This window comes from Pseudooceanicola marinus, from assembly GCF_020177265.1.
Lineage (GTDB): Bacteria > Pseudomonadota > Alphaproteobacteria > Rhodobacterales > Rhodobacteraceae > Pseudooceanicola > Pseudooceanicola marinus_A.
The window spans coordinates 365,163-380,242 of record NZ_JAIVMC010000004.1 but is presented as its reverse complement, the minus strand read 5'-3'; the positions used below and the strand labels follow the sequence as shown (position 1 = coordinate 380,242).

General features: G+C 67.4%; 12 protein-coding genes. 8 read left to right on the top strand and 4 right to left on the bottom strand.

Annotated features, from left to right (window positions below; translation table 11 throughout):
* Positions 1 to 5: 5 nt before the first annotated feature.
* Positions 6 to 968, bottom strand: coding sequence for a glutathione S-transferase family protein (locus tag LC066_RS08905; RefSeq protein ID WP_224898083.1), 963 nt, complete (start codon positions 966 to 968; stop codon positions 6 to 8).
* 77 nt (positions 969 to 1,045) lie between these two features.
* Positions 1,046 to 1,870 carry a 4,5-DOPA dioxygenase extradiol gene (ygiD, locus tag LC066_RS08900; protein ID WP_222477603.1) on the bottom strand — a complete coding sequence of 275 codons (825 nt, stop codon included), beginning with the start codon at positions 1,868 to 1,870 and terminating at the stop codon, positions 1,046 to 1,048.
* 152 nt (positions 1,871 to 2,022) lie between these two features.
* Between ygiD and LC066_RS08895 the strand changes: the two genes are divergently transcribed.
* A complete protein-coding gene (locus LC066_RS08895; RefSeq protein WP_224898081.1) occupies positions 2,023 to 2,919 on the top strand; it encodes a LysR family transcriptional regulator in 897 nt (298 codons plus the stop codon).
* A 129-nt stretch (positions 2,920 to 3,048) separates the two neighbouring features.
* Here LC066_RS08895 and LC066_RS08890 read toward each other — a convergent pair whose 3' ends face one another.
* Positions 3,049 to 3,984, bottom strand: a complete 936-nt coding sequence (locus tag LC066_RS08890; RefSeq protein WP_224898079.1) for an ornithine cyclodeaminase family protein — start codon at positions 3,982 to 3,984, stop codon at positions 3,049 to 3,051.
* Positions 3,985 to 4,209: 225 nt separating this feature from the next.
* On the opposite strand from LC066_RS08890, the gene LC066_RS08885 reads away from it, so the two are divergent.
* The 7 genes from LC066_RS08885 (at position 4,210) to LC066_RS08855 (ending at position 13,505) form a co-directional block, all read left to right on the top strand.
* Positions 4,210 to 6,552: a molybdopterin-dependent oxidoreductase gene (locus LC066_RS08885; RefSeq protein ID WP_224898077.1), complete on the top strand. Its 2,343-nt coding sequence runs from the start codon at positions 4,210 to 4,212 to the stop codon at positions 6,550 to 6,552.
* A gap of 176 nt (positions 6,553 to 6,728) precedes the next feature.
* Positions 6,729 to 7,760, top strand: a complete 1,032-nt coding sequence (locus tag LC066_RS08880; RefSeq protein WP_224898075.1) for a LacI family DNA-binding transcriptional regulator — start codon at positions 6,729 to 6,731, stop codon at positions 7,758 to 7,760.
* A gap of 87 nt (positions 7,761 to 7,847) precedes the next feature.
* Positions 7,848 to 9,158 carry an ABC transporter substrate-binding protein gene (locus LC066_RS08875; RefSeq protein ID WP_224898073.1) on the top strand — a complete coding sequence of 437 codons (1,311 nt, stop codon included), beginning with the start codon at positions 7,848 to 7,850 and terminating at the stop codon, positions 9,156 to 9,158.
* A gap of 102 nt (positions 9,159 to 9,260) precedes the next feature.
* Positions 9,261 to 10,127: a carbohydrate ABC transporter permease gene (locus LC066_RS08870; protein WP_222477590.1), complete on the top strand. Its 867-nt coding sequence runs from the start codon at positions 9,261 to 9,263 to the stop codon at positions 10,125 to 10,127.
* 13 nt (positions 10,128 to 10,140) lie between these two features.
* Entirely contained in the window at positions 10,141 to 10,971 is an 831-nt protein-coding gene (locus tag LC066_RS08865; RefSeq protein WP_224898071.1) for a carbohydrate ABC transporter permease, read from the top strand.
* 12 nt (positions 10,972 to 10,983) lie between these two features.
* Entirely contained in the window at positions 10,984 to 11,985 is a 1,002-nt protein-coding gene (locus LC066_RS08860; RefSeq protein ID WP_222477588.1) for an ABC transporter ATP-binding protein, read from the top strand.
* 26 nt (positions 11,986 to 12,011) lie between these two features.
* A complete protein-coding gene (locus LC066_RS08855) occupies positions 12,012 to 13,505 on the top strand; it encodes a mannitol dehydrogenase family protein (protein ID WP_224898069.1) in 1,494 nt (497 codons plus the stop codon).
* 94 nt (positions 13,506 to 13,599) lie between these two features.
* Here LC066_RS08855 and LC066_RS08850 read toward each other — a convergent pair whose 3' ends face one another.
* The gene (locus LC066_RS08850; protein WP_224898067.1) at positions 13,600 to 15,060 is read right to left on the bottom strand and encodes an aldehyde dehydrogenase; all 1,461 of its coding nucleotides are present in this window, start codon (positions 15,058 to 15,060) and stop codon (positions 13,600 to 13,602) included.
* Positions 15,061 to 15,080 lie beyond the last annotated feature (20 nt).

Here is a 15,080-nt window from a genome sequence, read left to right as displayed (position 1 = left end):
ACAGGTCAGTCCCGGAACAGGGCCTCGATATGGGCCGGGCCGACGGGGCGGATACGTGTCGGGTTCAACGCCTTGATGGCGTAGTAGCCCCGGGTGATGTGATCCATGTTCACCGTTTCGCGGATACCCGGCAGGTCCAGCACCCGCTGCGTGTAGGTCCAGAGACGGGGATAGTCCTTCACCTGCCGCAGGTTGCACTTGAACACCCCATGGTAGGCCGCGTCGAAACGGATCAGCGTGACGAAGGTACGCAGGTCGGTCTCCGTCAGGCGCTCGCCGAAGAGGTAGGGCCCCTCGGCCAGCCGGTCCTCCAGCATGCTGAGCGTCTCGAACACGCCAGCCACGGCCTCGTCATAGGCCTCCTGGCTGGAGGCGAAACCGGCCTTGTAGACGCCATTGTTGAAGCGATCGTAGACTTGGGCGTTCAGCGCGTCGATCTCCGGGGCCAGGTCTTCGGGGTAGAGGCGCAGATCGGAAGGCACCAGCCCCTCGAAGGCGGTGTCGAACATCCGAACGATGTCGGCGCTTTCGTTGTTCACCAGCACGTCGCGCTTCATGTCCCACAGAACCGGCACGGTGGCGCGACCGTTCACATGGGGATCGGCGCGGGTGTAAAGCTCATGCATGTAGCGGGCCCCGTGCTGAGGGTCCTCGTCGGCGCCCGGATAGCCGCCGAACTCCCACCCCTGCGGCCCCAGCACGGGGTTCACCACGGTCACGGGAACGATCTCCTCCAACCCCTTCAACTTGCGCGCCATCAGCGTGCGCGAGGCCCAGGGGCAGATATAGGCAACGTAAAGGCGATAGCGCCCTGCCTCGGCCGGGAAGCCGCCCTCGCCCGTCGGGCCGGCGGACCCGTCCGGCGTCACCCAGTTGCGGAAGGTCGAGACCTGGCGCACGAACCGCCCCTTGGCGTCCGCCTTCTGAACCGGGTCCCAGTCCTTGGTCCATTTGCCATCTACCAGCATCTCTGTCTCCTTCGGATCGTCATTGCGTCTGTTGCGGCCCCGGGCCGCGCGGGCCCGGGGAAGGTCATATGGGGGCGTCAGTAGTAGACGAAGCTGCGCATCGAGACCGAGCCGAGGTCGATGTCATCAGTCATGAACAGCAGGCTGTCCCTGGCATCCGCCGCCCCCGCCACGGTCAGCGCAGGCAGGTAGTGGTCGACCGAGGGGTGCGCCATCTGCAAGAGCTTGCCCAGCTTGCCGCGGTCGGCCAGCGTGTCGATGTCCCCCGCCCCAAGCCGGTCGGCAAAGAGGCCGTCAAACTCCTCGGCCCAGTCCCAGGCCGCGGCGCCCTTGTCCCAGCGAACGGCCCGCAGGTTGTGCACCACGTTGCCCGAGCCAAGGATCAGCACGCCACGGTCGCGCAGCGCCCGCAGGGCCTGGCCGATCTCGACGTGGTGCGGCAGGTCCTTGGTCATATCGATCGACAGCTGGAACACCGGCACATCGGCACCCGGGTAGAGGAACTTCAGCACCGACCAGGCGCCGTGGTCCAGGCCCCAGGTCTCGTCGCCCTCGGCATGGTGGCTGGCCAGGATCGACACGACCTCCTTCGCCACGTCGGGCGCGCCGGGGGCCGGGTATTGCTGATCAAACAGCTGCTGCGGGAAACCGTAGAAATCGTGGATCGTCTGCGGCATGGCCGAGACGTTGACCAGGGTGGATCCCCGGGTCATCCAGTGGGCCGAAACCACCAGGATCGCCTGGGGCCGCGGCAGGGTTTCCCCCAGCTTGGTCCAGCTGCGGGAATATTCGTTATCCTCGATCGCATTCATGGGCGAGCCGTGGCCGAGGAAGACCACCGGCAGCCGGTCGGAACGTTGCAGGCCCTCGGCCAGCTTCCGCAGATCCTGTGCAATGGACATGGGTCCGATCCTTTCCTCCTGGGGCGCCGGGTCGGGTCGACCGCCGCGCGCCCTGTGGTTTCGTGTTGCAGGCAAGATGCCCCTTGCGACGCTCGAATGAAATGGGGAGGATATGGAATGACTACGACCGATTTGTTCCGAATGGAAATGGCATGGACCTGATCGACGGGCTGCGCGCCTTCGTGGCCACGGCCGAAACCGGCTCCTTCACCGCCGCCGCCGACCGGCTGGGGCTGTCGAACCGGCTGACCTCGAAATACGTGGCGGAGCTGGAGGAACGGCTGGGCACGCGCCTGTTGCAACGCACCACCCGGCGTGTCGGCATCACACCCGCGGGCGAGACACTGCTGGCCCGCGCCCCCGCCCTGCTGGGCGAGATGGAAGCGATGCTGCAATCGGTGACCGAGGACAGCCGCGGCTTTTCCGGCACCCTGCGCATCTCCGCCCCCGTGACCTTCGGTGAGGTCTACGTGGCGGGCCTGCTGGCGCGCTTTGCCGCGCCGCATCCGGAACTGACGATCGACCTGCGTCTCAGCGATGCCTATGTCGACCTGGCGGCCGAGGGCGTCGACCTGGCCTTCCGCGTGGGCGACACGGCCATCCCATCGCTCAAACGCCGGCGCCTGGGCCAGATCGGCAGCCTCGCCGTGGCCGCGCCGGCCTACCTGGAGGAGCATGGCACGCCCGAGACCCCGCAGGATCTGGCCGGGCATCAGTGCATCGCCGACACCAACCGCGCCGATCCGGCCCGCTGGGTCTTCCTGCACGAGGGGCAGGAGGTGGTCGCCCCCATCGCCTCCCGCTTCCTAGTCAATTCGGCCCGCGCCGCGCGTGACATGGCAGAGGCAGGGCGCGGCATCGCCTATTGCCCGCGTTTCATCCTGACGCAGGCCCTGGAGGCCGGGCGGCTGGTGCCCCTGCTGCCGGGCTACGAAGGCCTGCCGCACCCCCTGCACGTGGCCTACCTGGAGGGCCGCGCCCTGCCGCCCAAGCTGCGCGCGCTGATCGACTTCGCGGTGAAGGACGTGCACCAGGCCCCTGACCTGTAGGGCGCGGCACGCAGGCGGAGGAGGAGCGCATCAGTTCAGCGCCGCACCCGGTGACCGACATTGCAGACGGGGAACACTCGGGGCGTTGAAGGACTGCCCGCTTCCGTTTCTCTTTGCCAGAAGCTCCCCTCAGCCAACGGCGCGGGCCAGGTATTGCGCGGTGAAAAGATCCAGATGCGCGCCGCCGGCGTTCTTGCACACCGTGATCTCCGCGTCGCTGCGACGGCCCGGATGGCGGCCCGCGCAAAGGTCGAAGAAATCCGCCTCGACCCCGGGCACGAGCCCTTCGGCCACCGGATCTATCCCGTCACCGGACAGGGCGAAGACGGGACGATTGTCGGCGTAGATGCGCCCGGCGCGGCGCAGGGTCTCGGCATCGGCCTCGCGCATGTCGGGGCGGTAGGCCCCCACGAGGTCCACATGCGCGCCGGGTTTCAGGCATCGACCGTCGATCAAGGGCTGGGTCGCCATGGTGACCGTGCTGACGATGTCGGCCTGTGGCAGAGCCTGGGTGAAGGCGTCGACCGCCTCGACGGCCAGCCCCGGGCGCGCCAGCTGCTCCGCCATCGCCTCGGCCCGCACCCGTGTCCGGTTCCAGATCAGCACGCGCCGGATCGGACGGACAGCGCAGATCGCCTCAACCACATGGGGGGCCAGCCCGCCGGCGCCGGCAATGGCCAGCACCTCCGCCTCCGGGCGCGCCAGAAGATCGACCCCAAGCGCGGAATCCGCCGCCGTCTTGCGGTAGGTCAGTGCCGCCCCGTCGCAGCTGAGGATCGGGCGTCCCGTCTGCCCGTCGAACAGCACCACCAGCCCCTGCACCGAAGGTTCCGGTGGCAGACGGCCCGGGTTGCCGGGGAAGACGCCGACCAGCTTCACCGCCACCGCCCGACCAGCGGACCAGGCGGTCAGGTTCACGAACTGGTCGCCGCCACCGTCCGGGGCATCGAAATGGCGGGCATCACTGAGAGGCATCTCCTGCGTGGCATGCGCCATCCGCAGGGCCTCGACCAGACCGCGCCAGGGCAGCGCCGCATGCACCGCCTCCGCATCGAAATACTGCATGCCCCACCCCTCTGCCGTGCCGCGTCACAGGGATGTTCCCCCTGTGGCGAGCGAAGGCAAGGGTGGCGGGACCTGAGGACCCCGCCTCGGGCCGTACCTGCCGAAAGGATGACCAGGGCCGGCCACAATCCCCGGCCAGCCCCCGCCGGGATCCGCCGAACCGCCTTGTCCCCGCGCCGCTGCGGCGGTACCGCAGGACACACCCCCAGGCCGCAGAGGACCATCATGCTGAAAACGCCGGAAACCCCGCTCGTCGTCGCCCATTGGGGCAGCTTCCGCGCGGAATTGGAAAACGGCCGCCCCACACGCCTGATCCCCCTGGCCCAGGACCCGGACCCCTCGCCCTTGGGCGACAGCATGATCGAGGGGCTGAACGCGCCGTCCCGCATCCGCAGGCCCGCCGTGCGGGCCTCTTTCCTCGCCGCGCGCGAGGCCGGCAAGATCGAGACCCAAGGCGCCGGGCGCGGGCGCGAGCCCTTCGTCGAACTGCCCTGGGACGAGGCGCTGGACCTCGCGGCGCAGGAGATCGAGCGGGTCCGGCAACAGCATGGCAACCGCGCCATCTATGGCGGTTCCTACGGTTGGGGCTCTGCCGGGCGGTTCCACCATGCGCAAAGCCAGGTGCACCGCTTCCTCAACAGCGTCGGCGGCTACACCCGGTCGGTGCAGAACTACAGCTATGCCGCCGGGGATACGATCGTGCCCCATGTGATCGGGTCGAAACGCGGGCTGGTCAGCCACCACACCTCCTGGCCGCGCATCGCGGAAACGACGGAGACGCTGGTGATGTTCGGCGGCGTGCCGGCGAAGAACGCACAGATCTGCTCGGGCGGGCTGTCGCGGCACATCCTGACCGAGAACCTGGAGCGGCTGCGGGCCCGCGGCGCGCGGATGATCTCGATCTCGCCCATCCGCGACGACACCGTGGTCGACGGCGTCGAATGGCTGCCCCTGCGCCCGGGCACCGACACAGCGCTGCTGCTGGCCATGGGTCATGTGCTGCTGGGCGACGGCCTGGCCGACCGTGCCTTCCTGCAAAGCCACACCACCGGCGCCGCTCAGCTGGAGGCGCATATCCTGGGCCAGGACGACGGCACGCCCAAGACGCCGGACTGGGCCGCCGGTATCACCGGCATCCCCGCCGAAAGTATCGCGGATCTGGCGCGGACCATGGCTGCCACCCGCAGCTTCGTCATGATGGCCTGGTCCCTGCAACGCTCTGACGGAGGCGAACAGCCCTACTGGGCCGCCATCGCCCTGGCGGCGATGCTGGGCCAGATCGGCCTGCCCGGCGGCGGCTTCGGCTTCGGCTATGCCTCGACCAACGGCATCGGCAACCTGCGCCCCGCCTTCTCTTTCCCGGCGCTGCCGCAGCTGTCGAACCCGGTGACCGATCATATCCCCGTCGCCCGCATCGCCGACGCCCTGCTGGAGCCCGGCGCGCCCTACCCGTTCAACGGGGCCGAGCGGCACTATCCCGACCTGCGGCTGATTTACTGGGCCGGGGGCAACCCCTTCCACCACCACCAAGACCTGAACCGGCTGGCCCGCGCCTGGCAGCGGCCCGAGGCGGTGATCGTCAACGAAAGTTGGTGGAACCCGCTGGCGCGGCACGCCGACATCGTCTTCCCCGCCACGACGGCGCTGGAACGCAACGACATCGCCTATTCCAGCTACGACCGCTTCATCTCTCCCAGCCACGCGGTCGCCCGGCCCCATGCGGAGGCGCGGGACGACTACGCCATCTTCGCCGGGCTGGCCGAGCGCCTGGGCGCGGGGGAGAAATTCACCGAAGGCCGCGACCCCGAGGGCTGGCTGCGCCATCTCTACGCGCGCGGGCAACGGGTGGCCGAAGCCGCCGGACAGAGCCTGCCCGAGTTCGACGATTTCTGGACCGGCCCGCAGATCCTGCTGGAGCCAACCGAGGACAGCCGCCACGGCGACCTGATGCAGGCCTTCCGCGCCGATCCCGAGGGCGCGCCGCTGACCACGCCGTCGGGCCGGATCGAGCTTTATTCCCGCACGATTGCCGGGTTCGACTATGACGACTGCCCGCCGCATCCGACCTTCCTGCCGCCGCAGGAATGGCTGGGATCCGAGGCGACCGCGCATTTCCCGCTGCATCTGATGTCGAACCAGCCGGCCACGCGGTTGCACAGCCAGTACGACATGGCCGGCGTGTCGCGCGCCTCGAAGGTCGAGGGGCGCGAGGTGATGCGCATGCACCCCGATGACGCTGCCGCGCGGGGGCTGAAAACCGGGGACGTGGCCCGCGTTTTCAATGATCGCGGCGCCTCCCTGGCGGCGGTGGAGACCTATGACGGATTGCTGCCCGGGGTGGTGCAACTGTCCACGGGCGCCTGGTGGGATCCCGATCCGACCGCACCCTCGGATGCGCTGCCGCTGGACCGGCACGGCAACCCCAATGTGCTGTGCCCGGACCGGCGCACCTCGAAGCTCAGCCAGGGGCCGTCGGCCCATTCCTGCCTGGTTGAGGTGGAGGCCTTCACGGATCCTCTGCCCCCGGTCGAGGTCTTCGATCAGCCCCGTTTCACCGGCCGCGACTGACCCTTCGTGCGGCAAGGGGTGCGGCCGTCCCAGTTCGTGCTATGAACCTGCCTGAAGGGATGGCGGGACGGCTGCGGCCGGCCTGCGGCGCAGCCCCGTTGACATGAATCACATGCGCGTCAATTATTTTCGCGCGTAAACTTACTTAAGCCGCAGGCGCGGTCAGGGACGGCTGAATGGGTCAGGAAAGAGTTCGCACGATGGAGGAGCTGGCCACGGTCAGCGGCATTTCCCGTCCCACTTTGTCGAAGTATTTCAACGATCCGACATCGGTGCGGCAATCCACCAAGATCCGCATCGAGGCGGCGCTGGAACGCTACGAGTACACCCCCAATGTCCACGCCATCAACCAGAACCGCCACCTGACGCGGAACATCGGGATCGTGGTCCCCTTCCTTGCGGACCCCTTCTTTGCCGAGATGGCGCGGAACCTGGAAATGCTCTGCACCTCGGCGGGATACAACCCGATCCTGCTCAGCTCCCACGGGGAACCGGACCGGGAGATCGCGAACCTTGAAAGCCTGCGCGGCATCCGCCCTGCCGGCGTCCTGCTGGGTCCCATCGGACGCCTGTCGCGGCGCGAGGCACTGGACGCCTTCTGCCGCGACGTGCCGACCGTCCTCTTCGACTGCGACGTCGAGGATGTGGGCGACGCGATGTTCGGCACGAACTACAAGCAAAGCACTGGTGTCATTGTGGAATATCTCGCCCGTACGGGCGAGCCACCGGCCCTTTTCGAGATGCGCAACGCCCCCAATCCGAACGCCAACAAGCGGCGCGCGGTCTACGAGGACACGATGCGCCGCCTGGGTCACGAACCGATGCTGCTGGTGGCCGAGGGCACCGGCTGGGCCTTCGAGGAAATCGCCCACCGCGAGGCCACCCGGATGATCGAAGAGCGCGCCCTGCCCACCAACACGGTGCTGTGCTCCAACGACCGACTGGCCATCGGCTTCCTCGCCGCCGCCTACGAACAGGGGCTTCGCGTCGGCATCGGCGATGGCCACGCCATGCGCATCGCCGGACACGACGACCACCCCGTCGCCCGCTTCACCTGCCCGGCCCTGACCACGGTGTCGCAGGACTATGACCGGATCACCGGGCGCAGCCTTGAAAAGCTTCTGGAAATCATCGCCGAAGGGGCCCGCCCGGAGGCGAAAATCTCCACGCTTTTCGACGGCACCCTGGTCCTTCGCAAGTCGGCGTAACTTTTCGCGCGTAAAATTTTAGGTTGACGCGAATCTGTGCATTGGCCTACCGCTACAGGCATCACATCCAATTCAGGGAGGATACGGATGTCACTGAAGCGCGTTCTCGGCGCCACTACGGCGCTTACCCTGTGCTCGGCTGCTGCCGCCTTTGCACAGGACACCACGATCACCATCGCCACCGTCAACAACGGCGACATGATCCGCATGCAGGGTTACACCGACCAGTTCACCGAAGAGACCGGGATCGGCGTGGAATGGGTCACGCTGGAGGAAAACGTGCTGCGTCAGCGCGTCACCACCGACATCACCACCAAGGGTGGCCAGTTCGACATCATGACCATCGGCATGTACGAGACCCCGATCTGGGGTGCGAACGGCTGGCTGGTGCCGCTGGACGACCTGTCGGAAGAGTATGACGTCGATGACATCCTGCCCGCCATGCGCGACGGCCTGAGCCATGACGGCACGCTCTACGCGGCGCCCTTCTACGGCGAAAGCTCGATGATCATGTACCGCACCGACCTGATGGAAGAGGCCGGGATGGAAATGCCCGACGCCCCCACCTGGGAGTTCATCCGCGAAGCGGCCGCCGCCATGGATGACGACGCCAACGACATCAACGGCATCTGCCTGCGCGGCAAGGCCGGCTGGGGCGAAGGCGGGGCCTTCATCACCGCCATGTCCAACTCCTTCGGCGCGCGCTGGTTCGACGAGGACTGGACCCCGCAGTTCGATCAGCCGGAATGGAAGGAAACGCTGTCCTTCTTCACCGACATGATGAACGAATCCGGCCCCGCCGGCTACGCCACCAACGGCTTCAACGAAAACCTGTCGCTGTTCCAGCAGGGCAAGTGCGGCATGTGGATCGACGCCACCGTGGCGGCCTCCTTCGTGACCAACCCCGAGGACTCCACCGTGGCCGACCACGTCGGTTTCGCCCTGGCGCCGAACAAGGAAGGCGTCGAGAAGCGCGGCAACTGGCTCTGGGCCTGGGCGCTTGGCATCCCGGCCGGTACGCAGAAGGCGGACGAGGCCAAGCAGTTCATCGAATGGGCAACCTCGAAGGACTACATCGAGCTGGTGGCCGAGAACGAAGGCTGGGCCAACGTGCCCCCGGGTGCGCGGACCTCTCTCTATGAGACGCCCGAATACCAGGAAGTGCCCTTCGCCGAGATGACGCTGAACTCGATCGAGGCCGCCGATCCGACCAACCCGACGGTCGATCCGGTGCCCTACGTCGGCGTGCAGTTCGTCGCGATCCCCGAGTTTGCCGGGATCGGCACCCAGGTGAGCCAGGAGTTCTCCGCCGTCTACGCCGGCCAGCAGTCGGTCGACGAGGCGCTGGAGAAGGCCCAGGCCATCACCCAGGAAGAAATGGAAGCCGCCGGCTACTGAGCCCCGCTCCCCCGCGGGCGGCGTGACTCCGCCGCCCGCATCCCCTGACGTTCCCGACCAACTGCGAGCCAGGCAAAACGCCTGACCGGAAAGGCTTCCCCGATGGCCACCCAGCATTCCCGCTCTGCCGCGCGCCTGATGATGGCCCCCGCCGTGATCCTGCTTCTGGGCTGGATGCTGGTGCCTCTGACCATGACGCTGTGGTTCTCCTTCCGCCGCTACCTGCCGCTGCGAGGCGGCGACCTGGGGTGGGCAGGCTTCGACAACTTCACCCGTTTCGTGACCTCCTCCGCCTTCTGGCCCAGCGTGCAGACGACGCTGGTGATCGTGGGCGGCGTCCTTGTTATCACCATCGTCCTGGGCGTCCTGCTGGCGCTGCTGCTGGATCAGCCGATGTGGGGCCAGGGCATCGTGCGCATCTTGGTCATCGCGCCCTTCTTCGTCATGCCCACCGTCTCGGCGCTGGTGTGGAAGAACATGTTCATGGATCCCACCAACGGGCTTCTGGCGCACCTGTGGCGCTTCTTCGGGGCCGATCCCATCGCCTGGCTGTCCGAGGTGCCCACCACCTCAATCGTGATGATCGTGTCGTGGCAATGGCTGCCCTTCGCCACGCTGATCCTGCTGACCGCCGTGCAGTCGCTGGACCGTGAACAGCTGGAGGCGGCGGAGATGGACGGGGCCAGCCCGCTGTCACGCTTCACCTACATCATCCTGCCGCACCTGGGCCGCGCCATCACCATCGTGCTGCTGATCCAGACGATCTTCCTGCTTTCGATCTTCGCCGAGATCTTCGTGACCACCGGCGGCGCCTTCGGCACCCGCACCCTGACCTACCTGATCTTCCAGCGCGTGCTGGAAAGCCAGAACGTGGGCCTGGGCAGCGCAGGCGGCGTCTACGCCATCATCCTCGCCAATATCGTCGCCATCTTCCTGATGCGCATCGTCGGCAAGAACCTGGACCGCTGAGGAGATCCCGCCCATGGCCCGTGCCGTCTCGACCCGCCGCAAGACCATCGCCACCGCCGCCGCCTGGGGCATCGGTCTGCTGGTCTTCTTCCCGATCCTCTGGACGATCCTCACCAGCTTCAAGACCGAGGCCCAGGCGATCGCGGATCCGCCGATCTTCCTCGGTTTCGACTGGACGCTGGAGAATTACCGCGTGGTACAGGAACGCTCCGACTACATGCGCTTCCTGTGGAACTCGGTCATCCTGGCGGGGGGCTCCACCATCCTCGGCGTCATCATCGCCGTGCCCGCCGCCTGGTCCATGGCCTTCGTGCCCAGCAAGCGGACCAAGGACATCCTGCTGTGGATGCTGTCGACGAAGATGCTGCCCGCCGTGGGCGTCCTCTACCCGATCTACCTGATCTGCATCCGCTTCGGCCTGCTGGACAGCCGCGCGGCGCTGGTGGCGATCCTGATGCTGATCAACCTGCCGATCATCGTCTGGATGCTCTACACCTACTTCCGCGAAATCCCGGGCGAGATCCTGGAGGCCGCGCGCATGGACGGGGCCGGGCTGAAGGAGGAGATCCTCTATGTCCTCACGCCCATGGCCGTGCCCGGAATCGCCTCGACCCTGCTGCTGAACTTCATCCTCGCCTGGAACGAGGCCTTCTGGACGCTGAACCTGACGGCGGCCAATGCCGCCCCGCTGACGGCCTTCATCGCCAGCTACTCCAGCCCCGAGGGCCTCTTCTACGCGAAACTTTCGGCGGCCTCGACCATGGCCATCGCCCCCATCCTCATCCTCGGCTGGTTCAGCCAGAAACAACTCGTGCGCGGCCTGACCTTCGGCGCCGTCAAGTAAAGGAACAGTTCAATGGGACAGATCACGCTCGAGCAAGTCACCAAGTCCTTCGGCGACGTCCAGGTCATTCCGCCCCTGGACCTGACCATCGAGGACGGAGAGTTCTGCGTCTTCGTCGGGCCATCGGGCTGCGGCAAATCCACCCTGCTGCGCCTGATCGCGGGGCTGGAGGATATCTCCTCCGGGGCGATCCGCATCGACGGCACCGATGCCTCTTCCACCCCGCCGGCGCGGCGCGGCCTGGCCATGGTGTTCCAGAGCTACGCGCTCTACCCGCATATGTCCGTGCGCCGCAACATCGCCTTCCCGATGAAGATGGCAGGCGTGCCGAAGGCCGAACAGGACAAGCGGATCGAGGCCGCGGCCAAGGCGCTGAACCTCACCGACTACCTGGACCGGCGCCCGGGCCAGCTGTCGGGCGGTCAACGCCAGCGGGTCGCCATCGGCCGCGCCATCGTGCGCGAACCCGCCGCCTTCCTCTTCGATGAACCGCTGTCGAACCTCGACGCCGCCCTGCGTGTCGGCATGCGGATGGAGATCGGCGAGCTGCACGCCAAGCTGAAGACGACGATGATCTACGTCACCCACGACCAGGTCGAGGCGATGACCATGGCCGACAAGATCGTCGTGCTGCGCGCCGGCAACATCGAACAGGTGGGATCGCCGCTGGAGCTTTACCGCAGCCCCCGCAACCTCTTCGTCGCGGGTTTCATCGGCTCGCCGAAGATGAACCTGCTGGAAGGCGAGGTGGCGGCAGCGCAGAACGCCCATACCATCGGCATCCGCCCCGAACATATCGACGTGGTCGACAGCGGGCCGTGGTCGGGCACCGTGGGCGTGGCCGAACACCTGGGATCGGACACCTTCCTGCACGTGCATGACACCGGCCTGGCCGAGACCGTGACCGTGCGCGCCACCGGCGAGGTCGGGTTGCGCCACGGCGACCGGGTGTCGCTGGCCCCGCGCGAGGATCTGATCCACCGCTTCGACGCCCAGGGTCTGCGGATCGACTGAGGCAGAGGCCAGGAAGGACCCACATCATGACCCAGGACCCCGTCCGTCTCGGCCGTGCCATGCTTGGCACCCTGCCCGAGGATATCGCCCGCCCCGGCTATGACGCGGCCGACCTCAGCCCCGGCATCGTGCATATCGGCACCGGCAACTTTCACCGCGCCCACCAGGCCTGGTATCTGCACCGTCTGATGCAGCAGGGGCTGGCCCAGGACTGGGCCATCATCGGCGCGGGTGTCCGTCCCGGTGACGCCGCCATGCGCGAGCGTCTTCTGGCCCAGGATTGCCTGACCACGCTGATCGAGCTGAGCCCCAAGGGCACCAGCGCCGAGGTCTGCGGCGCGATGATCGACTTCCTGCCCGTGGCCGAGGACAATGCGCCCCTGATCGCCCAGATGGCCGATCCCGCGATCCGCATCGTGTCGCTGACGGTGACCGAGGGCGGCTATTTCGTGAACCCCTCGACCGGGCACTTCGACCCGGCCCATCCCGACATCGCCCATGACGCGGCCAACCCGGAAACGCCCCGCACGGCCTTCGGCGCCATCGTCGCGGCCCTGCGCCTGCGGCGGGCGGCGGGCCACGGCCCCTTCACCGTGCAAAGCTGCGACAACCTGCGCGGCAACGGCGCCATCACCCGCGACGCGGTCGTCGGCCTGGCGCGCCTGTCCGACCCGGACCTGGCCGACTGGATCGAGGGCGCCTGCACCTTCCCCAACTCCATGGTCGACTGCATCGTCCCCGCCACCGGCCCGGCGGAGATCGAGGCCGCCCGCGCCTTCGGCATCGAAGACGCGGCGCCGGTGACGCATGAGAACTTCCGCCAGTGGGTGATCGAGGATGCCTTCTGCGCCGGGCGCCCGCCCTGGGACAAGGTCGGCGCGACCTTCACCGCAGAGGTGCATGACTACGAGGCGATGAAGATCCGCATCCTCAACGCCGGGCACCAGGTGCTGGCCAATGCGGGCGAACTGCTGGGCTGCGCCACCATCGACGACTGCATGAACGATTCCCGCATCGCCCCCTTCTGGCGCCGGGTCGAAACCACCGAGATCGTGCCGCATGTGGCGCCCGTGCCCGGCATGACGCCCGCGGCCTACATGCAGCTGATCGAGACCCGTTTCGCCAACCCCGCGATCCGCGACACCACCCGCCGCGTCGCCTTCGACGGATCATCGCGGCACGCGGGCTTCGTCCTACCGATCCTGCGCGACGCGCTGGACAAGGACGCCCCGGTGGAGGGGTTGGCCCTGGTCGAGGCGCTCTGGGCGCGGATGTGCGCAAGCACCCGCGAGGACGGCAGCGAGATCGCCCCCAACGATCCCCACTGGGATCAACTGCGCGCCACGGCCCTCATCGCGCGCGACAGGCCCGCCGCCTGGCTGGCCCAGCCCGCGACCTATGGCGACCTGGCCAAGGCGCCCCGTTTCGCCAAGGCATTTGATCGCTGGCTGCGTATGATCTGGGCCGAGGGCACCGAAGCCGCGCTGGCGGCCTACCTGGCCGGCGACGCAGCGGCCTGAGCTGCCCCTATGGAGCAGGGGCGCCGCCCCCCGGACATGCAAACGCCCGCCCCTTTCTTTCGGGGGCGGGCGTCTTTGAAATTGGCGACCGGGATCAGGCGAAGTGGATGGTCTTGCCTTCCAGGTAGTTGTCCAGCCCTTCGATCCCGCCTTCGCGGCCGTAGCCCGACTGCTTCACGCCGCCGAAGGGCATGGTCGGGTCGATGATATTGCCGTTGATCGTCAGGCCGCCCGATTTCACCCGGCGCGCGATCTGGTAGGCGCGTTCGCTGTCGGTGGAGTAGATCGCACCGTTCAGGCCGTAATCCGTGGCATTGGCCTTGGCGATGGCGTCCTCATCGTCCTTGTAGGTGATGATCGACACCACGGGGCCGAAGATCTCCTCGCGGGCGATGGTCATCTCGGGCGTGACATCGGTGAAGACCGTCGGCTCGAAGTAGAAGCCTTTCTCCATCCCGTCGGGCGTGCCGCCGCCCGTGGCGATCTTGGCGCCCTCTTCGAGGCCGGCCTTGATGTAGCCCTCGACCCGCTCCTTCTGGCGGCCCATGGCCAGCGGACCCATCTGGGTCGCCGGATCCGCCGGGTCGCCCACCTTGATGCCCTTCACCGCGCCGACGAAGAGGTCAGTGAACTCCTTCGCGCGGCTTTCCGGCACCAGGATCCGGGTCAGCGAGAAGCAGACCTGCCCGGTGATCGGCATGGTGTAGACCATCAGCGAGGGTAGCGCGGCCTCGAAATCGGCGTCATCCAGCAGGATCGCCGCCGACTTGCCGCCCAGTTCCAGCGAGACGCGCGCCAGGCGTTCGGAACAGACCGCCGCGATATGCTTGCCCGCCGCGGTGGAGCCGGTGAAGGCCACCTTGTCCACGTCGGTGTGGCGCACCAGGTAATCGCCCACCTCGCGCGCCGCCGGCACCAGGTTGAAGACGCCCGCAGGCAGGCCCGCTGCCTCGATGCACTCGGCCAGGATATAGGCCTCCAGCGGGGTTTCGGGCGAGGGTTTGGCCACGAAGGTACAGCCCGCCGCTAGACCGGCCGCGATCTTGTAGGTCAGCAGCACCATCGGCGCGTTCCACGGCGTGATCGCGGCGCAGACGCCCACGGGTTCCTTGGCCACCACCACACGGCCGCCATCGGCGCGTTCGCGTTCATCGGTGAAGCTGTAGGAATTGCTGTCGATCAGATCGGCGTAGTAGCGGAACAGGGTCACGTTCTGCGGCGCCAGGATTTTCGTCAGGGAAATCGGCGCGCCCATCTGGCCGGTCCAGCTGGAGGCGATTTCGTCCAGCCGTGCCTCGATGTTGTCGGCCACCTTGCGCAGATAGCCCGCGCGTTCCTTGGGGCTCATCCGCGGCCAGGGGCCGTTGTCGAAGGCATCGCGGGCCGCGGCAACGGCATCATCCACGTCGGCGGTCGAGGCCTCGGGATATTCCATCACCTTCTGTTCCGTCACCGGAGAGATCACCTCCAGCGTCTTGTCACCCTTGGGGGCAACCCACTTGCCACCAATGAAGAACTGCGTCGGGGCCCGAAGGCCGGGGTTTTGCACGTTCATGGTCTCACTCCTCCATCAAC